This is a genomic window from Leclercia sp. M50 (assembly GCF_037150775.1).
Taxonomy (GTDB): domain Bacteria; phylum Pseudomonadota; class Gammaproteobacteria; order Enterobacterales; family Enterobacteriaceae; genus Enterobacter.
Genome location: NZ_JBBCPK010000040.1, coordinates 1 through 26,145 on the forward strand (window position 1 = coordinate 1; position 26,145 = coordinate 26,145).

Consider the following 26,145-nt stretch of genomic DNA (forward strand, 5'->3'; position numbering starts at 1 on the left):
GGCGGCGGCTGGCTGGTGTCGGCCGATATCGCCGGGCTGGGCTGGCGCAACGCCTTCTTTATCAACGTGCCTATCTGCCTGCTGGTGCTGGCCCTGAGCCGCCGTTTTGTTCCGGAAACCCGTCGCGATACGCCGTCGCGCATCGACTGGCCGGGTACTGCGCTGCTGGCCGCGATCCTCTGCTGCCTGCTGTTCCCGATGGCGCTGGGGCCCCAGTGGCACTGGTCGTGGCCGCTGAAGGCGATGCTGGTCGCTATTGTCCCTCTGGCCTGGTTGATGGCGCTGAACGCGCGTAAAAAAGAGCGCGAAGGGGCCCACCCGCTGATCCCGCCACGCTTAATGCAACTCGGCAGCATCCGCTTTGGCGTGCTGATTGCGCTGCTCTTTTTCAGCGTCTGGTCCGGGTTTATGTTCTGCATGGCGCTGACCATGCAGACCGGTCTGGGGATGGCGCCGTGGCAGTCCGGCAACAGCTTTATCGCCCTGGGCGTGACCTATTTTGTCTCGGCGTGGTTTGCCCCGCGCCTGATTGCCCGCTACAGCACCAGCACCCTTCTGCTTACCGGCCTGGCAATTCAGATAACCGGCCTGCTGGCGCTGATCGCCACCTTCCGCATCTGGGGACTGGAGAACACCGCCCTGACCCTCGCCCCGGCCACCGGGCTGGTGGGCTACGGCCAGGCGCTGATTGTGAACAGTTTCTACCGTATCGGCATGCGCGATATTCAGCCCGATGACGCCGGGGCCGCCAGCGCCATTCTCAGCACCCTGCAACAGGCGGCGCTCGGCCTGGGGCCTGCAATATTTGGCGCGATTTTGCTCCACGCCCTGCAAAACCATCACGGGGATTACGCGGAGGCGATTAACCTCTTCCTGGCGGTGGAAACGGGCATGATGGTGGTGCTGGCGCTGGCGACCCTGCGGCTGCGCCATCGTCTTAGCCTGCCGGTCACGAAAGCCTGCCACGCGTCCCGATAAGCCCCTGGGTTTGCATAATCGATCCGCAGCCGCCATTATGGCGGCTGCTTTAATACAGGAGATGTTATGCAGGAGTTTATTTCCCTGGTCGAAGAGTCAGGAATTGAAATTAATCACACCACTTCCCTCGTGATTATCTTTGGAATTATTTTTCTTACTTCGCTGATTATTCACTTTATTCTGCACAAAGTGGTATTGCGGGCCTTCGAGAAACGGGCCCGGGCCAGCAGCCATTTATGGCTGCAGATCATCACCCAGAATAAATTATTTCACCGCCTGGCCTTTACCCTGCAGGGGATCATCGTCAACGTTCAGGCGGTATTGTGGCTGCAAAAAGGCAGCGACGCGGCAGAGATATTAACCACCTGCGCGAAGCTGTGGGTGATGGTATATGCCCTGCTGGCGTTCTTCTCGCTGCTGGACGTGATATTCAACCTGTCGCAAAAAATGGCCACCGCCTCCCAGCTGCCGCTGAAAGGCATCTTCCAGGGGATCAAGCTGGTGAGCGCCATTCTGGTGGGGATCCTGATTATTTCCCTGCTGATTGGTCAGTCCCCGGCCATTCTGATTAGCGGCCTGGGCGCGATGGCAGCCGTATTAATGCTGGTGTTTAAAGATCCCATTCTCGGGCTGGTGGCGGGTATTCAGCTTTCGGCTAACGATATGCTCAAGCTTGGCGACTGGCTGGAGATGCCAAAATATGGCGCGAACGGTACGGTTACCGATATCGGCCTGACCACCGTCAAGGTGCGTAATTTTGATAACACCATTACGACCATCCCGACCTGGGCGCTGGTCTCCGACGCTTTTATCAACTGGAGCGGCATGTCAGCCTCCGGCGGACGCAGGATTAAGCGCAGCCTGAATATTGATACCACCAGCATTCATTTTCTCGACGAACAGGAACAGCAGCGGCTGATTCAGGCGAAGCTGCTCAAGCCCTATATGGCCACGCGCCATGAGGAAATCACCCTGTGGAATCAGCAAAACGGGGAAGGCGAATCGGTGCTGAACCTGCGCAAAATGACCAATATTGGTACCTTCCGCGCCTATCTGAATGAATATCTGCGCAACCATCCGCGTATTCGCCAGGATATGACCCTGATGGTGCGCCAGTTAGCGCCGGACGCCAACGGCCTGCCGATTGAAATCTATGCCTTTACCAACACCGTCATCTGGGCGGAATATGAGGCGATTCAGGCCGATATTTTCGACCATATTTTTGCGGTGATCGATGAATTTGGCCTGCGTATTCACCAGTCGCCCACCGGGAACGATATTCGCTCCCTGGCCGGCGTGCTGGCGAAATAATCAGGTACTGGCGCGGGAAATATAGCGCCAGTTCATCATCACCCGCTCCGTGGGCGCATCGGGGTTGTCGATTTTGTTCAGCAGCAGATCGACCGCCTTGCGCCCGATATCCCGCGATGGCTGTTCAATGGTGGTCAGCGAGACCATCTCCGACAGCTCGGTGCCATCGAAACCCACCACCGCGATATCTTCCGGCACGCGCAGCCCGGCCTTTTCGATAGCGCGTAGCGCTCCCGCGGCCAGGGTATCGGAGACCGCAAATACCGCATCCGGGCGCGGCTCTGTTGCCAGCAGTTTGCTCATCGCCGTCATCCCGGCCGCCGCGCTCAGATCGCTCGCATACTCTACCGCCTGATACGCCAGATCGCGCAGATGCAGCACGCTTTTATAGCCCCGCTCGCGCAGGCGGGCATATTTGTAGCTCAGGTCGTGGTTGATAAGCGCAATCCGCTGTCGCCCGCCGTCGGCCAGGCGGCTGACCACATGCTGGGAGGCGTCGACATCGTTGATCCCCACACAGGAGACCGCCCCCGCATCGGCGTATTCGGCGCACTGCACCCAGGGGGCATCGCCAATGAGTGCCGCCAGTTCGGGGAGGCGGGTGAAGGCATCCATCGTGATAATGCCGTCGACCATTTTGCCGGAGAGCAGGCTGAGCCCCGAACGGGAGCGTTCAATATCGGAGCCGGAGTTGCACAGCAGAATGCGGTAGCCGTTTTTCTCCGCCTGCTCCTCAATACCCTTCACCACCTCGGCGCAGAACGGGTTGGCAATGTTGGAGACCATCACCAGCACCATATAGCTGCGCGCCGTGCGCAGCTGGCGGGCCAGAAGATTGGGCTGATAGTTCGCCTCTTTAATCGCCTGCAAGACGCGATCGCGATTTTTGGCTTTGACGGTATCGCTGTTATTCAGCACGCGCGATACCGTCGCCACCGAGACGCCCGCCAGTTGGGCGATTTTCTGAATTGACATAGCGACGAGTGATCCTGCAGTTTGCGTTAGCAGCAGGCTACCATAAATTCGTTGCCCGGCGTACCGGGCAAGCGGCTACTGCGCGACGCTGACCCAGCGCTGCTGCTGATGGCTTTTGACTATCGCATCAATGATATACATGACGCTCGCTCCGTCATGGAAGGTGGCGAACACCGGCTTCTCCGGCATCCTGCCCGTCTGTACCGCCTGATAAAAGTGCGCCATCATATTTTTAAAGGCGTCCGGCCAGCCTTCGATATGGCCGCCCGGGAAGTGGGCGCTGTCAGCCACATCCCGGTTCATCAGGCCCGGATCGTCCGTCAGCGTCTGATTGGCCTGCGCCCGATGGCCCACCCAGAGCTGCTGGGGCACCTCCTGATCCCAGGCCACGGAACAATCGCTGCCGTTCACCTCCAGGCTGAGGCGGTTTTTACGTCCGGCGCTCACCTGCGAGACGGTAAAGCTACCTTTGCTGCCGTCGTCGAAGCGGAACAGCACCGAGCCGAAATCCTCGGTGGTAACGGGTTTGTCTTCATACACCGCGTTGCCCGCCTGGCTGAAGGTTTGAGTACCGGCGATGTTCGCCTTGCGGGTCGGCCAGACGATTGAGAGGTCGGCCATCACTTCGGTGATGCGCCGTCCGGTCAGAAACTGAATGGTGTCGCACCAGTGGGAGCCGATATCGGCCACCGCCCGCGATGCGCCCCCGAGCGCGGCATCAACTCGCCAGTTGTAGTCGGTTTCCAGCAGCATCCAGTCCTGCAGGTAGCTGCCGTGGGCGGCAAAGAGCCGTCCGAGGCTGCCCTGCGCCACCATGCTCGCCGCCTGGCGCACCATCGCAAACTGACGGTAGACAAAGCTCACGCCGTGTATCACCCCCGCCTGTTCCGCCAGCGTGACCAGCTCCCGCGCCTCGTCCGGGGTCATGCACAGCGGCTTTTCGGAGAAAACATGTTTACCGGCACGCAGGATCTGGCGGTTGATCGCCGCATGCAGGTGGTTAGGGGTGCAGTTGTGCACCACCTGCAGCTCCGGGTGCGCCAGCAGTGCATCCACGCTGCCGTAGGCGTGAGGAATGTTCAGCGCCCGGGCTTTCTCTTGCGCCTGTTCCAGCGAGCCATCGCAGAGGGCGACCACCTGCACATACCCCAGGCGGCGCAGGGCTTCGATATGCGCCGGGCCGATAAAGCCGCTGCCGATAATGCCGACGTTAATCATGAAGTTCTCCTGCGGCAAAATCATCAAATGCCCGATCGGATACCGGGATAATGTGGCGGGAGATAAACTCGCGCCCTTCCCGCGCCCCGGTTTCGCCATCTTTCAGGCAGCACTCCCACTCCAGCACCGCCCAGCCGTCGTAGTCGTACTGGGTCAGCTTGCTGAAGATGCCCTTAAAGTCGATCTGCCCGTCCCCCGGCGAACGGAAGCGTCCGGCGCGGTTGATCCAGCTCTGATAGCCGCCATACACCCCGCTGCGCCCGTTGGGACGGAATTCGGCATCCTTAACGTGAAACGCCTTGATGCGGGTGTGGTAGTGATCGATCCAGGTCAGATAATCGATCTGCTGCAACAGCAGGTGGCTCGGGTCGTAAAGCATGTTGCAGCGCGGATGGTTGTCTACCAGCGCCAGAAAACGCTCGAAGGTGACGCCGTCGTGCAGATCTTCCCCGGGATGAATTTCATAGCAGACGTTAACCCCCTGCTCATCGAACGTATCCAGAATGGGCCGCCAGCGGCGGGCCAGCTCGCTGAACGCCTCCGCAAAACGCGCCTCGTTATGTGGCGGCCAGGGATAGATAAACGGCCAGGCCAGCGATCCCGAGAAAGTGGCGTGGGCGGTTAATCCGAGCCGTGCCGAGGCGATCGCCGCCTTTTTCACGATATCGGTCGCCCAGGCCTGGCGGGCGCTGGCGTTACCGCGCACCGCCGGAGGAGCGAAGTTATCGAACGCCTCGTCGTAGACCGGATTGACCGCGATAAGCTGCCCCTCCAGATGGGTGGAGAGCTCGCTGATGACCAGCCCCTTTTCCGCCAGCCTGCCGCTTATCTCGTCGCAGTAGGTCTGGCTTTCTGCCGCCTGCTCGACGTCAAAAATCGCTTTATGGTTGCAGGGCATTTGCAGCGCTTTGTAGCCCTTTTCCGCCGCCCAACCGGCCAGCCCGTCGAGGGTGTTGAACGGGGGTTGCTCCCCAATAAACTGCGACAGAAAAATACCCGGGCCTTTAATCGTCCTCATACCACCTCCAGAAATTACGCCTTGTCATCGTCATATTTGAACGAGACAAGGAAAACGAGTGCAATCACAGCAGCAGCCACCGCCGGGATCCACCAGAATGTTACCCACGCCTGCGGCACGGCCTGCCCCGCCACCAGACGATTGTAGAGCGCGCCGGAAATCTGCGAGCCCAGCAGCATCCCGATACCATAAGTGAACATCACGATCATGCTCTGCGCCTGGCCTTTGACCTTTTCGCCCGCCACGCGGTCGGTATAGATAAAGCCCACCACAAAGAAGAAGTCATAGCAGACGCCATGCAGCAGGATGCCGAGATAGAGCAGGATGCGCCCCTCTTCACTTACCCCCAGAGCAAACATCGCGTAGCGGACAAACCACGCCAGCATGCCGATCAGCAGCATGTATTTAACGCCCAGACGGCGGAACAGCAGCGGGATCACCAGCATAAAGAAGATTTCGGACATCTGGCCGAAGGACATGGCGGTACTGACATCCGCGATCCCGGCATCCGCCAGGTAAGAGGCGGTATAAGCGTAGTAGGTGCCGAGCGGGACGGAGATCAGCATCGCGCACAGGCAGAAGATAAAGAAGTGACGGGTTTTCAGCAGGGCGAAGGCGTCGGCGCAGAAGAGATCGCGCACCTTCACCGGCATCCCTTTGGCCGGGGCAGGCGTGTGCGGCAGCGTCAGGCTGTAGAGTGCCAGCAGGACGGAGCTGGCCGCCGCCACCTGAAAGATAGTGACGCTTGCGGCCACGCCGGTGACGCCGATAAAGATGCCCGCCACAATCCAGCCGATGGTGCCAAATACGCGGACCACCGGGAAGGTTTTGTCGACGTTCGCCAGGCTGTGGAAAGCGATGTTATTGGTCAGCGCCAGGGTTGGCATGTAGCAAAGCGTGTAGCCAAACAGTAAGCCGATCAGCAGCGCGCCGTTCTCCGCGATCAGCGCCCCCGGCACGAACCACAGGATCGCCGCCCCGGCCAGGTGCATCACCGCCATCACCTTCTGCGAGGCGAAGAAGCGGTCCACCAGCATCCCGAGCACAAACGGCGATAAAATAGAGGCGATCGGCCCGGCGGAGAAGGCGTCGCCAATCAGCAATGACATGTTGTGCTGGGTCATCACCAGACCGAGCGTTACCGACCAGCTACCCCAGATAAAAAATTGCAGGAACATCATTAGGGAGAGGCGCGGTACCAGCAGCCGGTACTCCCCTGTCACCTTTCCACTACTTTCAGTTGTCGACACCATGATAAGCCCCACCCGTAAAAAGTAATCGATTACAAATCGCATCAAGTGAAAAGTAATCGATTACAAAACAAAGATCCTGGGGATCGGTTAAGAAGTGCGAGAGGGGTCACGATAAAGGTGAAGTGGGGTGTGCGGGGGTGCCGGGTGGCGCTGCGCTTATCCGGCCTACAGTTTACTGTGTGCTTGCATTTATGCCGGGTGGCGGCTTCGCCTTACCCGGCCTACGAAGTTGTAGGCCCGGCAAGCGCAGCGCCGCCGGGCAGAAACCGCACTACTTTTTGCGGGAGAGTTTAAACGCCGCAAACAGGAAGACAATCCACACCGGGAGCAGGATCGCCGAGGTGCGCATGCCATCCATGGTGCACATCAGCACCAGGATCATCGCCAGGAAGGCGATACAGAGGTAGTTACCCGCCGGGTAGAGCAGCGCTTTGAACTGCGTCTCGCGCCCTTTGCGACGCATCGCCGCGCGAAAACGCAGGTGGGCAAGACAGATCATGATCCAGTTCAGCAGCAGCGTTGCCACCACCAGCGCCATCAGCAGGCCAAAGGCTTCGTGCGGCAGCAGATAGTTGATCAGCACCACCAGCGAGGTAATGCCCCCGGAGAGCAGCAGCGAGTTAACCGGCACGCCGCGACGGCTGACGCGGGTTAAAAATTTCGGGGCGTTGCCCTGCACGGAGAGGCCAAACAGCATCCGGCTGTTGGAGTAAACGCCGCTGTTATAGACCGACAGCGAGGCCACCAGAATCACGAAGTTAAGTGCCGATGCCACCAGGTTGCTGTTCAGATCGTGGAAAATCATCACGAACGGGCTGCTGTCCGACTTCACCTCCACCCACGGGTAGAGCGCCAGCAGGACGACCAGCGAGCCGATATAGAACAGCAGAATACGGTAGACCACCTGGTTGACCGCTTTCGGGATGCTCTTGTGCGGATCGCGGGCTTCGGCGGCGGTAATGCCGATAAGCTCCAGTCCGCCAAAGGAGAACATGATCACCGCCAGGGACAGTATCAGTCCTTTCCAGCCGGTGGCGAGGAAGCCGCCGTGCTGCCACAGGTTGTCGATAGTCGCCCGCTCGCCGCCGTGCCCGGAGAAGAGCATCCACAGACCAAAGCCGATCATGCCGATAATCGCCAGCACCTTGATCAGGGCAAACCAGAACTCCGTCTCACCGTACAGGCGCACGTTCACGAGGTTGACGGCGTTAATGATGATGAAGAACGCCGCGGCCCAGACCCAGGTGGGTACGTCCGGGAGCCAGTACTGCATATAGATGCCTGCGGCGGTCAGCTCCGCCATGCCCACCAGCACGAACATCACCCAGTAGTTCCAGCCCGACAGGAAGCCCGCAAAAGGGCCCCAGTATTTGTAGGCGAAATGGGCAAAGGAGCCGGAGACCGGCTCTTCAACCACCATCTCACCGAGCTGGCGCATGATCAGAAAGGCGATCATGCCCGCAATGGCATAGCCCAGCAGCACGGCGGGGCCGGCCATCTGAATCGCGGGCCCGATACCGAGGAACAGTCCGGTGCCGATAGCGCCACCGAGAGCGATAAGTTGAATATGTCGATTTTGTAAACCACGATGGAGCGTCGGTGTCTGTTCCGACGCGGCTTCAGCAGCACTTTTGTCTGAAGCGGATGAGGCGTTTCTCACGGCCTGGCCCTGTCTCTTTTTGAGGAAGGGGCACCTTTTAACACTTCAGGCAGACGGGAGCAAGTTAAACGCCGGGCAACGGTTGCTGCCCGGCGGGAGAGGATCACGAACCGATCAGGCCGCCGTCCGCTTTGGTGATGACGACCGTTGACGCCCGGGGACGTCCGTTCGGGTTGTTGTCCGGCCAGTTGGAGACGGCGCGCGGGTTTGCCGGGTCGGTAATGTCGTCCCCGCCCTCACCCGGATGCTGAATATTGATAAACAGCGTGCGGTTATCCGGCGTGAAGGCGATGCCGGTAATTTCGCAGCCGCGCGGGCCCGTCAGGAAGCGGCGATACTCGTTGGTGCCCGGAATGGTCGCCACCATCTGGTTATTGCCCATCCCCTCGTAGGCTTTCTTGTTAATGGTGCTGGAGGAGACGTCAGTCTGGATCCAGAGCACGCCCTGATGGTCAAACGACAGGCCGTCCGGGCTGCCGAATTCGGCCCCCTTCATGCTGCCCTTCGCCTTTTCATCCGTCGTCTCCGTGCGTCCGGCCAGCACCAGAATATCCCATTTGAAACGCAGGGCCGCGGGATCGCTCCCCTCTTCGAGCCAGTGCATGATGTGACCGAAGGTGTTATTGGCCCGCGGGTTGGCCGCATCTACCGGCGCTTTGCCCTCTTTACCGCGATCGCTGTTGTTGGTCAGGGTGCAGTAGACGCTGCCGCTGCTGTGGGGATCGACCGCGATCCACTCCGGCCTGTCCATTTTGGTCGCGCCCACCGCGTCGGCCGCCAGACGGGTTTTGATCAGCAGATCGCCCTGGCTTTCGAAGCCTTTGCTCTTATCCAGCCCGTTCAGGCCGAAGACCAGCGGCAGCCATTCGCCGGAGCCGTCGTCGTTGAAGCGGGCGACGTAGAGCGTGCCGGTGGTGAGCAGCTGCATGTTGGCGTCGCGATCCGCCGGGTTATATTTATTGTCGGAGACAAATTTGTAGATGTACTCAAACTTCTGGTCGTCGCCCATGTAGGTGACCACGCGCTTATCTGCGGCCAGGGTGACAGCGGCGCCTTCATGTTTGAAGCGCCCCAGGGCGGTGTGCTTGCGCGGCGTCGAGTCCGGGTTGTAGGGGTCGATCTCGACTACCCAGCCAAAGCGGTTCGGCTCGTTAGGGGTTTTATCCACGTTGAAGCGGTCGTCCACTTCGCTCCAGCGGTAGGACTCATCGCTGTCGCTGATGCCGTAGCGCTTCTCCAGCGCGTTCCGCTCGCCTTTCTTAACAAAAATATCTGACCAGTTCTCTTCGCAGGTGAGATAAGTCCCCCACGGGGTGTGGCCGTTGGCGCAGTTCTGCATGGTGCCGAGCACCCGCTCGCCCTGCGGATCGGCGGCGGTTTTCATTAACTCCTGCTGACGCGCCGGGCCGGTGATCTGCATCGGGGTGTTGACCGTGATGCGGCGGGCAAAGCTGGAAGGGCGCACCACTTCCCAGTCATTGCCGTTCTTTTTCACTTCGATAACCGACACGCCCATCGCGTTCTGGCCTTTACGCGCTTTGTCCTGGCTCCAGTTGGCGGTGCCGTCGGTAAAGAGCATGCCGTTGTCGATATACTCATGGTTCATCGCCAGCAGGCCGTGGCCGGGGTTCTCCTCCCCCTGCGGCAGGCTAAACCACGCCATACCGTCATGGTGCATGCCCGCCTGGGCCGCCTGCTCGTCGGTGGTGTTACTGGCGTCAAATTTGAACGCCGGCATGGCGTCCTTGATGCCGGTGGCATCGCCCCAGCGGTAGAAAGGCCGGGCGATGTAGCCCTCGGGCACCCTGACCGTGTCGTCGGTGGAGACCGGAATGCTGGTAAAGCCGAGCGAAACCGCCTTGCTCAGAGCGGAAGGCTGTGAAACCGCCGCAAGGGCGCTTTCAGGCTTGAGCAGGAACGGGAAAGAGGCGGCGGCACCGGCTACGGCACCCATCTGCAAGAAGCGACGGCGGGAGAGGAACATCTCCGCCACGCTGGAAAATACCGGGTTAGCGCTGGGATTGCTGACATCGTCACGATGTTCTTTTTTGAATACGGACTTAAGAGGTTTACCCACGATGGCTTCCTTTCTTTTGGCTAAGAAACGATAAAGTGGGAACACTATAAGAACAATTGATTACATTTTTATAACAGTCGGACAGTGGGGCATCCCTGCCCCACTAATAAAGAACGAACTCAGAATTCGTAGCCGACAGAGACCTTAAAGGTGCGCGGCTCACCCTGGAAGAGGTAGGTGCCGCTGTCATCCACGCTTGCCCAGTAGTTCTCATCGGTGACGTTTTCGATCCCGGCGCGAACGGTCATCTGGTTCTGGTCATTGTTCACCGCGAAGCGGTAACGTACCCCCAGATCCAGCGTGGTGTAGCTATCCAGCTTCTTGCTGTTGGCGAGATCCGCATACTGTGAGCCAGAGTGGTTCACCCGGGCGGTGGCGGTCAGGCCATCGACGGGCTTGATGTCATACTCGGCCCCCAGCACGCCGTAGAAGTTCGGCACGCCAATCGCGTCGTTGCCCTGGTTAACGCCGTTGTTGGTTTTGGTCAGCTCCGCCTGCAGCCAGGTGGCGCTGGCGTTCAGACGCAGGCCCAGCATGGGCTCGCCAAAGACGTTCAGCTCCACACCGCGGTTACGCTGTTCGGCATCCAGACCGTAGTATTTGGTCTGGCTGTCGAGAATGGCGGACGGCATTTTGATCTCAAACAGCGCCAGCGAGCCGCCCACACGGCCGAAATCGGCCTTCACACCCACTTCGTTCTGTTTCGAGTGGACGATACCGGTGCTCTGACCGTAGTTGATGGCGGTGTTTGGCGCGGTTTTACCCGGCTGCAGCGCCTCGGTGTGGTTGGCATAGAGCGAGACCGTCTCCCACGGCTTATAGACCACGCCGTAGGTAGGCATCCAGCGGTCGCCATCGAAGCTGTCAGCCGCATTTTCCATCCCGGTGATTTTGTTATAGCCGCGGATCACCACCTTCTGATGACGGGCCCCGACGGTAAACAGCAGTTTATCGTCCAGCACGCCGAGGGTGTCGCTCAGCAGCCAGCCCTGAGTGCGGGTGCGGCCGCTGGTCAGCGGATCGCTGTAGTTGCCGCCTGAGCCGTTGAAGTTGGTGCTCGGCGGCGCATCCACGCCGGTGTTGTGGTAGATGTTGGTGACCGGGTTATCTTTCGCGGCGGACATCTTCCAGGCGATTTTTTCGTTTTTGGTCATCGCCGAATAGCCGACGTTCACCTTGTGCGTCACGAAGCCGGTCTCAAAGTTACCGCGAATGCCCGCCATGCCGCTCACGCTGTCGCTGAGGCGGTTAGTATCCAGGCGGGTTGCGGTGGCTTTGCCGCTCTTGTCCACCAGCTTCGCACCGCTGTAGAGCCCTTCTTCATGAGCGTGCTGTGCCCCCAGACCGGTATAGGCGGTCCAGTTATCGGTGATGTCATACTCGCTGCGCCACATGCCGAATTCGTTTTCGATATTGCTGTAGGCCCACTTCTGGGAGTAGTTACGATCGTTTTTCGGCGGCTCCGGCACGAAATCCACGCCGGATACGTTGACCCCGGTTTCTGAGCCGTGGAAGGTTTTCTTCTGATAACCCAGATCCACGGAACTGCGGAAGTTATCGCCCGCATAGTCGAGGCCGGTGGAGAGCAGCGTGGTGCGGCGGCGATCGTTGGCGACCGGGGCTTCCCCTTCCCGGTGGACCACGTTGACGCGGGCACCAAACTGGTCGTTGTCACCGAAGCGACGTCCGGCATCCAGGGTAGTGCCAATCTGAGAATCGGAGGTGTAGTCCACGCCCACTTTCGCCTGCGGCGTGGCGCCTGCATGTTTCGGCTCAAGGTTGATCATCCCGCCCACGCCGGAGCTGGCCGCACCGTTCATCAGGGAGTTGGCGCCTTTGAAGATCTCAATCCGCTCTACCATCTGCGCGTCCACCACCTGACGCGGCAGCACGCCGGAAAGTCCGCCGAAGGTCATATCATCCCCGTCGAACTTCAGGCCGCGAATGCGGTAGCTCTCCGCGCTGTTGCCGTAGCCCTGCACGGACTGGACGCCCGCATCGTTAGCCACCACGTCGGCTATGGTGCGCGCCTGCTGATCTTCCACCAGCTTCGAGGTGTAGCTGATGATGTTAAACGGCACGTCCATGGCATTTTGCTGCCCGAGCATCCCCATGCGTCCGCCGTTCGCCACCTGTCCGTCCAGGAAGGCTGGCACCAGCTGGTCGCCGCCGGGTTTAAAATCGCTGGGTGCGGCCTGCACCACGAGGGTCTCTTCTTTTTTGCTCTCCGCCGCGACGGCAGAATGGGCGATGGCGCCGATGGCGAGAGCCAGCAGCGTTTTGTTCATTTTTCTGGTGTTGTTCATGATTAACTCTTTCAACGTGCGCGCAAAATGACCCGTCGCCGGGCCTTCGTTGTTATAAAAAGACTATTTCAGAGCGATACGGGCCACACTGTCGGGCTCGTCAGCCAGACAGCGTTTGACGACGCTGGTCTGCGTGGGGGCTAAAGCAGGTGTTGGGGCGAACAATTTTTGGCTCATCAGGAACATCCTTTACCGTGCAAAAGTATGAAGAGGACGCCTGCATCGCATCGGTTTGCGATTTGGATTTTGGTGTCAGGCCGTCAGGCCAGGGCAGCGTCTCCCGTTAACGCTCAGTGTTCCGTGTGAGAGCTGCCTCACTGTTGCTGCGGGAAGGTCCATACGTGCCCACAAACACTAAAGAGAATGAGAACTATACTCATTATCTTTATATGATCAAGTGTAAACAGGAGCAACAAAGTAAAAAGGGAGATGAGCGCGGGTTACTCTTTGCGGGCTTGCAACACAAAGGGGGAGTCAACCGGCATGCTTTTCAACACCGCAGGCTGGGCGCCAGAAAGCTCCGCCATCCCCAGCGCCGAAAAGACGCCACTGTTGATAACCTCATCCGAAAACGGCACATTGCCGTTTTCCTGACGAATAATCGCCTTACTGAGGGCGCGTAATATCTCAGGCGAGGTTACATCCAGCCGGGTGGTGGGCGAGACGCCGAGCGCCTGGCTGACATTCTGGATATAGGCGGTGGTATCGTTATTATCCTGCGGTGGCGCCCAGCGGGAGATAATTTTGCTGATGGTATCCAGCCCGCGTCGCTGGTAGGAGAGCAGGTTGACCCCCAGCGCGCGTATCCCGTGTTCGGGGGTGGCAAAGGTGGCGAAACGCCCGTCAGTGCCATTCTGCCCCAGCCAGCTAAATGCCCAGCTGGCTTCCAGATTGCCGGGGTTGTTATTGCGAATCCCGCGAACACCTGCGCCTGGCGCCCGCCAGGCGGGACCGGAGCGGCTGTTTTTGTACGCTGACAGGCGGTTCATCAGCGCGATTTGCTTCTCACTCCAGCCCTGGATACGGGCGTACTGATCCAGCTGACCAAACGAGGCGGGCGTTGCGGCAACGGCGGTCTGGCGGGTATCAGCGGAATTGAGCGTCGGGATAGCGGGCTGCGAAACGATCGGTTGCGATGCGTGGGATACCTGCTGAAAAGAGGCCGGGACGCTGGTCTGCGACGCCCCTGAAGAGGCGGTCTGAGCCGATAGCGTCGCCACTTGCTGCGTGTTCATGCTCTGCTGCTGGACATAGTAATGCGCAATACCGGACATCATTCCCTCTGAAGACTCATCCGTTATCTGTTCGGGCGTTGCCGGGGTCGCGTCGCTTGCCCGGCCTGGAAAACTCAATGATTATTTTTTGTTGAGCATCGATTTCAGATCGGCAAAGGGGTTGTAGGTGGCTGCCCCCACATCCTTTTGCGCATCCTCGCCCGCCACCACGGTAGTTCCGTACATGTCGGCTTCGGTGTACTTCGAATGCTCGTGGTCATGGCAGAACAGGCACAGCAGCTCCCAGTTACTGCCATCCTCCGGGTTATTGGTGTGGTCATGATCGATATGATGAACCGTCAGTTCACGCAGGTTTGAATAGACAAACTCCCGCGAGCAGCGTCCGCATACCCAGGGATAGATTTTGAGGGCTTTCTCACGGTAGCCGCTTTCCAGCCGCGCGTAGTTTTTTGGGATCAGAGCCATTGCCGGTGTTACCTGTCAGAAGGTGAGACGAGAATGCCCCTACTATATCGCAGAATGGAACCGAAGGTTAAACGAGGTTTCGCGCGATTTTGTAAACCGTTTTCTGGTCATTCGCCGCGGTTTCTTCAGCCAGCCCCTCGCGTATGCGTACAGCAGCCCCCCGAAAGATTGGGTCACTTTTAGGAAAGCAGATTTAAGAGGGGAGTGGATACAGAATATTAGCTATTCGTGAGTAGGTTAAATATTGTGCGTGAAGGTGATGCTTAGTGGCGGGATTTTAGGGGCAGGAAACATACACGGCAATTTACCCGCGTGATTTATTGGTGAGGTGGGAGGTTTGTCGTAACTTATTGATTTTGAATGGCACGCCCTAAAGGATTCGAACCTTTGACCTACGGCTTAGAAGGCCGTTGCTCTATCCAACTGAGCTAAGGGCGCACAGAGAAGAAACTTCGCAGTGGTGAAGCGCGTGGAATTATACGGTCAACGCCGGTTGAGTCAATTGATTTTAGTACAATCCTCTTTCAGTTCATACCCCTGCCCCTCCTCAGCGCCGCTTAACAGGAAAATCCGCAAAGTGTGACTGACAGCAGCGCGCGCTTCTGACAAAATATGCTCATCCCCCCTTTCACTCCTTACAGACGGAATCTTCTCTCTGATGGCAGCAAAGATTATTGACGGTAAAACGATTGCGCAGCAGGTGCGCTCTGAGGTTGCGGAAAAAGTGGCAGCACGTCTGGCCGCGGGAAAACGCGCCCCTGGGCTGGCGGTTGTGCTGGTCGGCAGCAACCCGGCTTCACAAATTTATGTCGGCAGCAAACGTAAAGCGTGCGAGGAGGTTGGCTTTCTCTCCCGCTCTTACGATCTGCCTGAAACCACCACGGAAGCAGAGCTGCTTGAGCTGATCGATACCCTGAACGCCGATAAAGCAATCGACGGCATTCTGGTTCAGCTGCCGCTGCCTGCGGGCATCGACAATGTGAAAGTGCTGGAACGTATCGCGCCAGACAAAGATGTGGACGGCTTCCACCCGTACAATGTGGGCCGCCTGTGCCAGCGCGCGCCTCGCCTGCGTCCCTGTACGCCGCGCGGCATTGTGACCCTGCTGGAGCGCTATAACATCGACACCTACGGCCTGAACGCCGTGGTGATTGGTGCGTCCAATATCGTCGGTCGCCCGATGAGCATGGAGCTGCTGCTGGCCGGCTGCACCACCACCGTCACCCACCGCTTTACTAAAAATCTGCGCCAGCACGTCGAAAATGCTGACCTGCTGATCGTGGCGGTCGGCAAGCCGGGCTTTATCCCGGGCGAGTGGATCAAGGAAGGCGCCATTGTGGTGGACGTGGGGATTAACCGTCTGGAGAGCGGCAAAGTGGTCGGCGATGTGGTGTTTGACGATGCCGCCGCCCGTGCCTCTTATATCACCCCGGTTCCGGGCGGCGTAGGTCCGATGACCGTTGCAACACTGATTCAGAATACTTTACAAGCATGCGTTGAGTATCACGACGTAGAGGAAGCGTAAGATGGCGACATTTTCATTAGGTAAACACCCGCATGTTGAGCTGTGCGATCTGCTGAAGCTCGAAGGCTGGAGCGAAAGCGGCGCCCAGGCGAAGATCGTCATTGCTGACGGTCTGGTCAAAGTTGATGGCGTGGTGGAAACCCGCAAGCGCTGCAAGATCGTTGCCGGACAGACTGTGAGTTTTGAAGGCCAGAGCGTCACCGTAACGGCCTGAGCCGTCTGATGCCCGGCGGCGCTGCGCTTGCCGGGCCTACGTACGGGCTCTGTCTGTAGGCCGGGTAAGGCGCCAGCCGCCACCCGGCAATTCTCTTCACGATTCCCCCACGACCATCACGGTTAATTATCGATCAACTTCAAATAATCACTATTTCATCTGTTAAAAGGTGAGAATTCAGTTGCGCGGATTTCAGCCTTTCATCACGATAAGTAGAACGTTCTACTAAAACGTTCTACTCACTATAACAGCGCTCACAGAGCGCACTCGGGGGAAATCAGCATGAGTCTGATATCAGGGTTTGTTAAATCGCTGTCAAAATTGTCGATGATTGGTCGCGCATTAATGCTGCCGATCTCGCTGCTTCCCGCTGCGGGCCTGCTGCTGGCTTTCGGCGATAAATTCCACCTGCCGTTGATGATGAACGCGGGTGGCGTTATTTTTGATAACCTGCCGATGCTGTTTGCCATCGGCTCTGCCGTCGGCCTGGCGTCAGAATCGGGTATCGCCGCGCTGTCGGCAGCGGTGGCGGTATTTGTCACCAACATCACCATTGGCACCGTGCTCGGCATTACGCCGGAGATGGCCTCCCAGGGCGGGAAATACGCCATGGTGGTGGGCATCCCGACCCTGCAGATGGGCGTCTTTGGCGGCCTGCTGTGCGGGATCCTCGCCGCGTGGTGTTATAACCGCTTTCACACCATGCAGCTGCCGGAGTTCCTCGGCTTCTTCTCCGGAAAGCGTTTTGTGGCGATCGCCACGGCGTTCCTCTCATTCGTGATGGGGCTGCTGCTGCCGTACGTCTGGCAGCATATCCAGGCCGGTATCGACGCGCTGTCGGTGATCGTTAACGGTGATAACCAGGCGGCCTCGACCTTTATCTTTGGTCTGGTGGAGCGTGCGCTGATCCCGCTGGGTCTGCACCATATCTGGTATCCATCGTTCTGGTACTCGTTCGGGGATTACACTACCCAGGCGGGCCAGGTGATCCACGGCGACCAGACCATCTGGTTCAAGATGCTGGAAGAAGGGGTGAAATCCTTCAGCAGCGATACCTACCAGAACGCCGGTAAATTCATGCAGGGCGAGTTCCCGCTGATGCTGTTCGCGCTGCCTGCGGCCTGTCTGGCGATGTACCACGAAGCGCACACCAAAAACAAAAAGATTGCCGCCGGTATTCTCTTCTCTGCGGCACTCACCTGCTTCCTGACCGGGATCACCGAGCCGGTGGAGTTCACCTTTATCTTTGTGGCGCCGATCCTCTACGTCTTTAACGCCATCATGGCGGGCCTGGCCTACATGACCATGTACCTGCTGCATGCGCATATCGCCAAGTCCTTCTCCGCGGGCTTTATCGACTACCTGTCGTTCGGGATCCTGCCGTCGTTCAACGGGTACCAGACCAACTTCCTCAACGCCATTATCATCGGTGTCCCGATGGCGCTGATTTACTACTTCACCTTCCGCTTCGTGATCCGTCGTTTCGACGTGAAAACGCCGGGCCGCACTGAAGTGACAGCCAATGCGGACGATAAAACCGATACCGAAATCGCCAACGAAATCATCGGCCTGCTCGGTGGCGCGCAGAACATCAACTCTGTCGGCTCCTGCATCACCCGCCTGCGTCTGGAAGTGGCGAAGAGCGATGTGGTGGACAAAGACGGTCTGAACGGCCTCGGTGCACGCGGCGTGGTCTTCGTCGGTGATTCCGGCATTCAGGTTATCTTTGGCGCCCGGGCGCAGTTTATCGCCCAGACGATGTCCACCCTAATCGGTAAATAATAAGCTGCCTGTCCGACACGTCTCCTGTACTCTTACGGGAGGCGTTGTCTTATCAGGCATTTCAGGGAGAAGATGTGAAGAAGGTCAGCATCATTGATGTCGCCAGAGAGGCAGGGGTTTCGGTCTCTACCGTCTCGCTGGTTCTGCGTCAGAAAGGAAAGATCTCAGAGGCGACGATCGAAAAAGTCCACGCCGCCATCACCGCCCTGGGCTACGTGCATAACGTAGCCGCCGCCAATCTTCGCGCCAACACCTCCAACCTTATCGGCCTGATCCTGCGTGATTTCAGCGACAGCTTTTCCATTAAGGTAATGGCAAGCATCGTCCAGGAGCTGGAAAAGCAGGGATATATGGTCTTTCTCGGCCAGCCGCTGAACGACGGTGAGCATCTTGAGCGCTGCCTGCTCTCCTTTAAGCAGCAGGGCGTGGCCGGGGTAATCTATCTGGCTTCCGATACGCGCCATGCTACCTTACCTGACATGATCCGTGAGTGTCCGCTGCCGCTGGTGGCGGTCTCCCAGTCGCTGCTCAACGAAACCTGTAATCTGGTGATGCGCGATAACCGCCAGGCGGCGCATCTGGCGACCCGCTATCTGATTGAGCGGGGCCATCGCAATATCGCCTATATCGGCGGGCAGGAGGGTGACCTCATCCGCGAGCAGCGCCTGCTCGGTTTTCGCAGCGCGATGACACAAAACGGGCTGGTGTTCCGCGACGAATCCGCCCCCGCCTGCAGCGACGATACCCAGGCGGTTAGCTTCGCCACCCGTCAGCTGCTGGAGAAGAACAACACTATCACCGCCCTGCTCTGCCACTCCCCGGATGCGATGATCGGCTCTATCTCCGGGATCCATCACGTTGGCCGCACCGTGGGGAAAGATGTCTTCCTCACCCAGCAGGTGGCGCTGGTGGGGTTTGAAGATATGCTGCACGTCAACCTCACCTCCCCGTCGTTTACCTATGTCTCCTCCGCCAGCGAAGAGACGGGGCGTCAGGCGGCGGGGCTGATGATCCGCCAGCTAAAAGAGCCTGAGCTGCAAACCCAGCGCATTACTCTCTCCGGGCAGCTCGTCGCCCGGGAATCGGCATAATTCAGATTTACGCCCGGCTCTGCGTTAAGTCGCGCTCTGCTATATTTCCATGATTTGCCATGGATAATCCTTATGCCAACCATTATTACCCACGCTGCTGTGCCGGTTTGCCTCGGCTTAGGGCTGGGCAGCCGGGTGATCCCCCCTCGCCTGCTGTTCGCCGGGATCGTTCTCGCCATGCTGCCGGATGCCGACGTACTCGCGTTTAAGTTTGGCGTCGCCTACGGCAATATTTTTGGCCATCGCGGGTTTACCCACTCGCTGCTGTTTGCCTTTGTGGTGCCGTTACTCTGCGTGCTGGTCGGGCGACGATGGTTCCGGGCGGGAGTGATGCGCTGCTGGCTGTTTTTAACCGTGTCGCTGCTGTCGCACAGCCTGCGGGATTCGGTGACGACGGGCGGGAAAGGGGTCGGCTGGCTGTGGCCGTGGTCGGATGAACGTTTCTTTGCGCCGTGGCAGGTGATTAAGGTCGCGCCTTTTGCGCTCTCTCGCTACACCACGCCGTACGGGCATCAGGTGATTATCTCGGAACTGCTGTGGGTGTGGCTGCCGGGGGTTATCGTGATGGGTTTGTTGTGGTGGAAGCGGCGTTAAAAAAGCCGGGTGGCGGCTGCGCCTTACCCGGCCTACATAACCCCATGCCCGGCAAGCGATGCGCCGCCGGGCCTGATGGACTTACTTACGGCGCCAGGTGGTGCCCTGCGGACCATCTTCCAGGATGATGCCCATCTCGGTGAGACGGTTACGCGCGGCATCGGCCGCGGCCCAGTCTTTCGCCTGACGCGCTTCCAGACGCGCCTTGATTAACGCTTCAATTTCAGCTACTTCGCCGTCATCCGTCTGCGCACCGCTCTGCAGGAACGCTTCCGGCGCCTGCTCCAGCAGACCCAGTACGCCAGACAGTTTACGCATATGAGAGGCCAGCGCATTAGCCGCATGCACATCTTCACCTTTCAGACGGTTCACTTCACGGGCCATATCGAACAGCACAGAGTAGGCTTCCGGGGTGTTGAAGTCGTCGTTCATCGCCTCAACAAAACGGGCTTCAAACGCCTCGCCGCCCGCAGCCGCCACAGAGGTGTCGGTTCCGCGCAGGGCGGTGTAGAGACGCTCCAGGGCAGAACGCGCCTGCTTGAGGTTCTCTTCGCTGTAGTTCAGCTGGCTGCGATAGTGGCCGGACATCAGGAAGTAACGGATGGTTTCAGCATCGTAGTACTTCAGCACATCACGCACGGTAAAGAAGTTGCCCAGCGATTTGGACATCTTCTCCCGGTCAATCATCACCATCCCGGAGTGCATCCAGTAGTTCACATATTCGCCGTCATGGGCGCAGGTTGACTGGGCAATTTCGTTTTCATGGTGCGGGAACATCAGGTCTGAACCGCCGCCGTGAATATCGAAATGGTTACCCAGCTGTTTGCAGTTCATGGCCGAACACTCAATGTGCCAGCCCGGACGGCCCGCGCCCCACGGGGATGGCCAGCTTGGCTCACCCTCTTTCGACATCTTCCACAGCACGAAGTCCATCGGGTTGCGTTTAACCTCAACCACATCCACACGCGCCCCGGCCTGGAGCTGATCCAGATCCTGGCGGGAGAGCTGACCGTAATGCGGATCGGTCGGCACGTCGAACATGACGTCGCCATTGTCCGCCACGTAGGCGTGGCCTTTGGCGATCAGCTGTTCGGTGATCTCAATGATCTCAGGGATATGGTGCGTCGCACGCGGCTCCATGTCCGGGCGCAGAATATTCAGGGCATCGAAATCCTTGTGCATTTCGCCAATCATACGATCGACTAAATCGACAAAGTTTTCCCCATTTTCGTTCGCGCGTTTGATAATTTTGTCGTCGATATCGGTGATATTGCGTACATACTTAAGGTTGTACCCAAGGAAGCGCAGATAGCGCGACACCACGTCGAAGGCAACAAAAGTACGGCCATGGCCGATATGACAGAGATCGTAAACAGTAATACCACACACGTACATGCCGACTTCCCCGGCATGAATAGGTTTGAATTCCTCTTTTTGGCGCGTCAGTGTGTTGAAGATTTTTAACATCGAAGATTCCATGTGAGACGTGTGTGGGTGAAAACAGCATATTCTAATGGTAATTCAAACCCGAAGCAGCACGCAATGCAAGGTGATCGCGTCGTGAGGTTATGCTATAACAAGCGCTTATTGTGGCCCCTGGCGGGGTCGAAGCACCACTATAACGGAACAGGATGCAAAAATGGTTACTTTCCACACTAATCATGGCGATATCGTAATCAAAACCTTTGATGACAAAGCGCCTGAAACAGTTAAAAACTTCCTGGACTACTGCCGCGAAGGTTTCTACAACAACACCATTTTCCACCGTGTCATTAACGGCTTTATGATCCAGGGCGGCGGTTTTGAACCTGGCATGAAACAGAAAGAGACCAAAGAGGCTATCAAAAACGAAGCTAATAACGGTCTGAAAAACACCCGCGGTACCCTGGCAATGGCCCGTACTCAGGCGCCACACTCTGCCACCGCGCAGTTCTTCATTAACGTAGCAGACAACGACTTCCTGAACTTCTCTGGCGAAAGCCTGCAGGGTTGGGGCTACTGCGTGTTTGCAGAAGTGGTTGAAGGTATGGACGTGGTTGACAAGATCAAAGCCGTTTCTACTGGCCGCAGCGGCATGCACCAGGACGTTCCAAAAGAAGACGTTGTAATCACAAGCGTGACCGTCAGCGAATAATTCGTGGCGACACTCTTTATTGCAGATCTGCATCTGCAAACAGAAGAACCGGCGATCACCGCCGGTTTTCTGCGTTTTTTACAGGGTGAAGCCCGCCACGCCGATGCGCTTTACATCCTGGGGGATCTGTTCGAAGCCTGGATTGGCGACGACGATCCGAACCCGCTGCACCGCGAGATAGCGAGTGCGCTTAAAGCGCTGGTCGACTCTGGCGTCCCCTGCTTCTTTATCCACGGCAACCGCGACTTTTTGCTGGGCAAACGCTTCGCCCGTGAAAGCGGCATGATCCTGCTGGCGGAAGAGACCGTCCTCGACTTGTATGGCCGCCGCGTGCTGATTATGCATGGCGACACGCTCTGCACCGACGATACCGGCTATCTGGCGTTTCGCGCCAAAGTGCATACCCCCTGGATCCAGACGCTCTTTCTCGCCCTGCCGCTGTTTATTCGCAGCCGCATCGCCGCGAAAATGCGCGCCGGCAGTAAAGCCGCCAACAGCAGCAAATCGATGACCATCATGGACGTGAACCCGCAGGCGGTAGTCAGCGTGATGGAAAAACACCAGGTCCAGTGGCTGATCCACGGCCATACCCATCGCCCGGCCATGCATGACCTGACCGCCAACGGAGAGCAAGCCCACCGCGTGGTGTTAGGCGCCTGGCATAGCGAAGGATCGATGATTAAGGTCACGCCCGAAGGCGTGGAGCTGATCGCTTTCCCTTTCTGAAATCCCCCGACTGAAAATCATTCAATTTTTTTGAATTGTTCCCGCAAATTGTTTTGATTTTAATCACACTCTGGTCGGCCTATGATTACTCACATCAGGGCAACAACGCCCTACTCCAGACAAATCAGCTTAAGGAATACGACCATGAAATCCATCAAAACTTTCGTTGCAGTTGCCGCACTTTCTCTGATCTCTTTCGGTTCTTTTGCCCAGAGCGTGAGCGCCACCGCCTCTACCATTGACCGCGCCGAAGCCAAAATCGCCGCGCAGGCCGCTAAAGAGGGTGCCGCCTACAAAATCACCAGCGCCCAGTTCGACAACCGCGTGTATATGACCGCTGAACTGACTAAATAATTTAACGCATTGCCGTGCCGCCAGATAAGAGACAAGCGACAGCGACAACAGGATGAAGAAGGAAAAAAGAATGAAAAATATCACTATCGTCAGCGCCCTGCTGCTGGCCGCTTCCCTCACCTCTGGCGCGATGGCCGCCGAGAACGCCTTCTCCACCCCGGAGGCGGGTTCGAATATCGACACGGCAGTACATCAAAATCATATTGATGTGAGCCATGCCTTTGATAAAGAGAGCCTGACCGCAGGTAATCTCCTGTAAAATGTCAAAGTAACCTGTGAAAAGACCGCCTTTCGGCGGTTTTTTTGTGGCAGAAAGCACGGGATTTTGCCGGAAGTTTTAGCCGCGCAACCGTTTTCCTTGCCTCTCTATCGTGCTATTCTCTTTGGCCTCAAAAGCCGAGAGTTGTGCACCACAGGAGTTTTAAGACGCATGTCTTCCAGCAATAATCCGGCGCGTGTCGCCATCGTGATGGGGTCCAATAGCGACTGGGCTACCATGCAGTTCGCCGCCGAAATCTTTGACATCCTGAACGTTCCTCACCACGTTGAAGTGGTCTCCGCGCACCGCACTCCCGATAAGCTGTTCAGCTTCGCCGAAGGCGCAGAAGAGAATGGCTATCAGGTGATTATTGCCGGTGCCGGCGGGGCCGCGCATCTGCCCGGTATGATTGCCGCCAAAACCCTGGTGCCGGTGCTCGGCGTCCCGGTTCAGAGCGCAGCCCTGAGCGGTGTCGACAGCCTCTACTCCATCGTGCAGATGCCGCGCGGCATTCCGGTAGGGACGCTGGCGATTGGCAAAGCAGGCGCAGCTAACGCCGCGCTGCTGGCCGCTCAGATCCTGGCCACTCATGATAAAGAACTGCATCAGCGCCTGGTCGCGTGGCGTACCGCCCAGACCGACGAGGTCCTGGAGAACCCGGACCCGCGAGGTGCGGCATGAAGCAGGTTTGCGTCCTTGGTAACGGCCAGTTAGGCCGTATGCTGCGTCAGGCTGGTGAACCGCTGGGGATCGCCGTCTGGCCGGTCGGGCTGGACGATGAGCCTGAAGCCGTGCCGTTTCAGCAGAGCGTCATCACCGCAGAAATCGAACGCTGGCCGGAAACGCCGTTAACCCGCGAGCTGGCTCGTCACAACGCCTTCGTTAACCGCGACGTCTTCCCGATTATTGCTGACCGTCTTACGCAAAAGCAGCTGTTCGACGATCTGCATCTCGCTACCGCGCCGTGGCAGCTGCTGAGTGAAAAAAGCCAGTGGCCGGGTGTGTTTGACGCGCTGGGTGAACTGGCAATCGTCAAGCGTCGCGTGGGCGGCTACGATGGCCGCGGCCAGTGGCGTCTGCGCGCCGGGGAAACCGACCAGCTGCCGGACGAGTGCTACGGCGAATGCATCGTTGAGGAGGGCATTAATTTCAGCGGTGAAGTGTCGCTGGTGGGTGCCCGCGCCCACGACGGCAGCACGGTCTTTTATCCCCTGACCCATAACCTGCATCAGGACGGGATCCTGCGCACCAGCGTGGTCTTCCCGCAGGCCAACGCAGCGCAACAAGCGCAGGCAGAAAGCATGCTCTCTGCCATCATGCAGGCGCTGGGCTACGTGGGCGTAATGGCGATGGAGTGCTTCGTCACGCCAGAAGGTCTGTTGATCAACGAGCTGGCGCCCCGCGTCCACAACAGCGGCCACTGGACGCAAAACGGCGCCTCCATTAGCCAGTTTGAGCTGCATCTGCGCGCCATTACCCGGTTGCCGATGCCGCAGCCGGTGGTCAATAGCCCGTCGGTGATGATCAACCTGATCGGTACCGATCTGAACGATGACTGGCTGAAGCTGCCGCTGGTGCATCTGCACTGGTACGACAAAGAGGTGCGCCCGGGTCGTAAGGTCGGCCATCTCAACCTGAATGACAGCGATATCCCTCGCCTTTGCGCAACGCTTGAAGCAATTGTCCCTCTGCTGCCGCCGGAGTACGCCAGCGGGATTGCCTGGGCGCAGTCAACGCTCAGCTAAGCCTCATCCGCCGGGGAGTTGACCTTCCCCTTCCCCGGCGTAAAATCCTGCCCATTGTTGTTTTGAGGGATCCTTATGAACGATGGGACGGACTACCGCGCCATACTTGCTACCGACACGCCATTAATTGACGTGCGTGCCCCCGTGGAATTTGCTCAGGGCGCCATGCCTGCGGCACACAACCTGCCTCTAATGAACGACGACGAACGCGCCGCCGTGGGCACCTGCTATAAACGCCAGGGTCCGGAGGCGGCACTGGCGCTCGGCCACCGTCTGGTAAGCGGTGAGACGCGTGAAGAGCGGCTGGAGGCCTGGCGCGCCGCCTGCCTTGCCCATCCGCAGGGCTATCTCTGCTGCGCCCGGGGCGGACAGCGCTCGCATATCGCGCAGGCGTGGCTGAAAGAGGCCGGGGTAGATTACCCGCTGATCGTCGGTGGCTACAAGGCGCTACGCCAGGCGGCTATCCAGGCGACCGTTGAGCAGGCGCAAAAACCCAGCGTACTGATTGGCGGCTGCACCGGGAGCGGCAAAACGCTGCTGGTGAAGGCGCATCCTGAGGGCGTCGATCTCGAAGGACTGGCGCACCACCGCGGCTCCTCCTTTGGCCGCACGCTGGCCCCGCAGCTTTCCCAGGCCAGTTTTGAAAACCATCTCGCCGTCGAGTTGCTGAAAAAAAACGCTGCGCGCTGGGTGCTGGAAGATGAGGGGCGGATGATTGGCTCCAACCACCTGCCAGAGTGCCTGCGCGACCGCATGGCGCAGTCGCCCATTGTGGTGGTTGAGGACCCGTTTGAGGTGCGCCTTGAGCGCCTGCGCGAAGAGTATTTCGAGCAGATGTGGCAGGCCTTTCGCGAAGCGCGGGGGGAAGAGGCGGGCTGGCTGGAGTATCGCGATTACCTGCACCACGGCCTGTTTGCCATTCGCCGCCGCCTGGGGTTACAGCGTTATGCCGAATTGACCGCCCTGCTGGATTCCGCGCTCGTTGAACAGCAGCGTACCGGCAGTACCGAGGCGCATCTCAGCTGGCTGGCGCCGCTGCTCAATGACTATTACGACCCGATGTATCGCTATCAGCTGGAGAAGAAGGCGGAGAAGATTGTCTATCGCGGGACGTATGGGGACGTGGCGGAGTGGCTGAGCCGCTGACAGAACGCCGGGTGGCGCTGCGCTTACCCGGCCTACACCGTTCCAGTACGCGCAGTGCCACCGGAAACAAACCGCACCA

Annotated in this window: 24 protein-coding genes and 1 tRNA gene; 14 read left to right on the forward strand and 11 right to left on the reverse strand. The window is 58.5% G+C overall.

All coding sequences use genetic code 11. The features are described from left to right. Both WFM46_RS11670 and WFM46_RS11675 read left to right on the forward strand, forming a co-directional pair. Nucleotides 1-978 (forward strand): MFS transporter (locus tag WFM46_RS11670; protein ID WP_336997656.1); only part of this gene is annotated, 978 nt, incomplete at its 5' end. Nucleotides 979-1,044: 66 nt separating this feature from the next. Beyond that, nucleotides 1,045-2,289 (forward strand): mechanosensitive ion channel family protein, encoded by a 1,245-nt coding sequence (locus tag WFM46_RS11675; protein WP_263951221.1) that lies wholly within the window; start codon nt 1,045-1,047, stop codon nt 2,287-2,289. Here the strand turns inward: WFM46_RS11675 and WFM46_RS11680 are convergent, their stop codons facing one another. The 10 genes from WFM46_RS11680 to WFM46_RS11725 form a co-directional block, all read right to left on the reverse strand. Then, the gene (locus WFM46_RS11680; RefSeq protein ID WP_336997657.1) at nt 2,290-3,264 is read right to left on the reverse strand and encodes a LacI family DNA-binding transcriptional regulator; all 975 of its coding nucleotides are present in this window, start codon (nt 3,262-3,264) and stop codon (nt 2,290-2,292) included. Nucleotides 3,265-3,339: 75 nt separating this feature from the next. Then, complete coding sequence (locus tag WFM46_RS11685; protein ID WP_336997658.1) at nt 3,340-4,482, reverse strand: Gfo/Idh/MocA family protein; 1,143 nt, start codon at nt 4,480-4,482, stop codon at nt 3,340-3,342. Then, nucleotides 4,475-5,500, reverse strand: coding sequence for a sugar phosphate isomerase/epimerase family protein (locus tag WFM46_RS11690; RefSeq protein ID WP_336997659.1), 1,026 nt, complete (start codon nt 5,498-5,500; stop codon nt 4,475-4,477). Before WFM46_RS11690 ends, WFM46_RS11685 begins: the two co-directional genes overlap by 8 nt. 14 nt (nt 5,501-5,514) lie before the next feature. Further along, the gene (locus WFM46_RS11695) at nt 5,515-6,753 is read right to left on the reverse strand and encodes an MFS transporter (RefSeq protein WP_180210398.1); all 1,239 of its coding nucleotides are present in this window, start codon (nt 6,751-6,753) and stop codon (nt 5,515-5,517) included. 271 nt (nt 6,754-7,024) lie between these two features. After that, on the reverse strand, nt 7,025-8,413 hold the full coding sequence (gene pheP, locus WFM46_RS11700; RefSeq protein WP_336997660.1) for a phenylalanine transporter: 1,389 nt from the start codon (nt 8,411-8,413) through the stop codon (nt 7,025-7,027). Between the two features lie 103 nt (nt 8,414-8,516). Next, on the reverse strand, nt 8,517-10,490 hold the full coding sequence (locus WFM46_RS11705) for a PhoX family protein (protein ID WP_336997661.1): 1,974 nt from the start codon (nt 10,488-10,490) through the stop codon (nt 8,517-8,519). Between the two features lie 119 nt (nt 10,491-10,609). After that, nucleotides 10,610-12,796, reverse strand: a complete 2,187-nt coding sequence (locus WFM46_RS11710) for a TonB-dependent receptor (protein ID WP_336997662.1) — start codon at nt 12,794-12,796, stop codon at nt 10,610-10,612. A gap of 440 nt (nt 12,797-13,236) precedes the next feature. Continuing rightward, entirely contained in the window at nt 13,237-14,031 is a 795-nt protein-coding gene (locus WFM46_RS23845; protein ID WP_139156322.1) for a hypothetical protein, read from the reverse strand. Nucleotides 14,032-14,151: 120 nt separating this feature from the next. Beyond that, nucleotides 14,152-14,496, reverse strand: a complete 345-nt coding sequence (gene yajD, locus WFM46_RS11720; RefSeq protein ID WP_103178545.1) for an HNH nuclease YajD — start codon at nt 14,494-14,496, stop codon at nt 14,152-14,154. Between the two features lie 361 nt (nt 14,497-14,857). Beyond that, nucleotides 14,858-14,934 (reverse strand) — tRNA-Arg (locus WFM46_RS11725). 220 nt (nt 14,935-15,154) lie between these two features. Between WFM46_RS11725 and folD the strand changes: the two genes are divergently transcribed. From folD to WFM46_RS11750, 5 genes are all read left to right on the forward strand, one after another. Then, nucleotides 15,155-16,021 carry a bifunctional methylenetetrahydrofolate dehydrogenase/methenyltetrahydrofolate cyclohydrolase FolD gene (folD, locus tag WFM46_RS11730; protein WP_103178543.1) on the forward strand — a complete coding sequence of 289 codons (867 nt, stop codon included), beginning with the start codon at nt 15,155-15,157 and terminating at the stop codon, nt 16,019-16,021. A 1-nt stretch (nt 16,022) separates the two neighbouring features. Beyond that, nucleotides 16,023-16,235 carry a ribosome-associated protein YbcJ gene (gene ybcJ, locus WFM46_RS11735; protein ID WP_023334767.1) on the forward strand — a complete coding sequence of 71 codons (213 nt, stop codon included), beginning with the start codon at nt 16,023-16,025 and terminating at the stop codon, nt 16,233-16,235. A 282-nt stretch (nt 16,236-16,517) separates the two neighbouring features. Further along, complete coding sequence (locus WFM46_RS11740) at nt 16,518-18,017, forward strand: PTS transporter subunit EIIC (RefSeq protein WP_103178542.1); 1,500 nt, start codon at nt 16,518-16,520, stop codon at nt 18,015-18,017. Between the two features lie 74 nt (nt 18,018-18,091). After that, nucleotides 18,092-19,108 (forward strand): Mal regulon transcriptional regulator MalI, encoded by a 1,017-nt coding sequence (gene malI, locus WFM46_RS11745; protein ID WP_103178541.1) that lies wholly within the window; start codon nt 18,092-18,094, stop codon nt 19,106-19,108. 72 nt (nt 19,109-19,180) lie between these two features. Next, the gene (locus tag WFM46_RS11750) at nt 19,181-19,702 is read left to right on the forward strand and encodes a metal-dependent hydrolase (protein ID WP_336997663.1); all 522 of its coding nucleotides are present in this window, start codon (nt 19,181-19,183) and stop codon (nt 19,700-19,702) included. A gap of 81 nt (nt 19,703-19,783) precedes the next feature. Here WFM46_RS11750 and cysS read toward each other — a convergent pair whose 3' ends face one another. Next, a complete protein-coding gene (gene cysS / locus WFM46_RS11755; protein WP_103178539.1) occupies nt 19,784-21,169 on the reverse strand; it encodes a cysteine--tRNA ligase in 1,386 nt (461 codons plus the stop codon). Between the two features lie 172 nt (nt 21,170-21,341). Between cysS and ppiB the strand changes: the two genes are divergently transcribed. From ppiB to mnmH, 7 genes are all read left to right on the forward strand, one after another. Beyond that, on the forward strand, nt 21,342-21,836 hold the full coding sequence (gene ppiB, locus WFM46_RS11760) for a peptidylprolyl isomerase B (RefSeq protein WP_020685026.1): 495 nt from the start codon (nt 21,342-21,344) through the stop codon (nt 21,834-21,836). A 3-nt stretch (nt 21,837-21,839) separates the two neighbouring features. Further along, nucleotides 21,840-22,562, forward strand: coding sequence for a UDP-2,3-diacylglucosamine diphosphatase (lpxH, locus tag WFM46_RS11765; protein WP_103178538.1), 723 nt, complete (start codon nt 21,840-21,842; stop codon nt 22,560-22,562). 144 nt (nt 22,563-22,706) lie between these two features. After that, nucleotides 22,707-22,916 (forward strand): YdgH/BhsA/McbA-like domain containing protein, encoded by a 210-nt coding sequence (locus WFM46_RS11770; protein ID WP_103178537.1) that lies wholly within the window; start codon nt 22,707-22,709, stop codon nt 22,914-22,916. 70 nt (nt 22,917-22,986) lie between these two features. Further along, nucleotides 22,987-23,175 carry a hypothetical protein gene (locus WFM46_RS11775; protein ID WP_156654019.1) on the forward strand — a complete coding sequence of 63 codons (189 nt, stop codon included), beginning with the start codon at nt 22,987-22,989 and terminating at the stop codon, nt 23,173-23,175. A gap of 171 nt (nt 23,176-23,346) precedes the next feature. After that, complete coding sequence (purE, locus tag WFM46_RS11780; RefSeq protein ID WP_336997664.1) at nt 23,347-23,856, forward strand: 5-(carboxyamino)imidazole ribonucleotide mutase; 510 nt, start codon at nt 23,347-23,349, stop codon at nt 23,854-23,856. Beyond that, nucleotides 23,853-24,920, forward strand: coding sequence for a 5-(carboxyamino)imidazole ribonucleotide synthase (purK, locus tag WFM46_RS11785; protein ID WP_336997665.1), 1,068 nt, complete (start codon nt 23,853-23,855; stop codon nt 24,918-24,920). Before purE ends, purK begins: the two co-directional genes overlap by 4 nt. Before the next feature lie 75 nt (nt 24,921-24,995). Then, nucleotides 24,996-26,066 (forward strand): tRNA 2-selenouridine(34) synthase MnmH, encoded by a 1,071-nt coding sequence (gene mnmH, locus WFM46_RS11790; RefSeq protein ID WP_336997666.1) that lies wholly within the window; start codon nt 24,996-24,998, stop codon nt 26,064-26,066. Nucleotides 26,067-26,145: the final 79 nt, after the last annotated feature.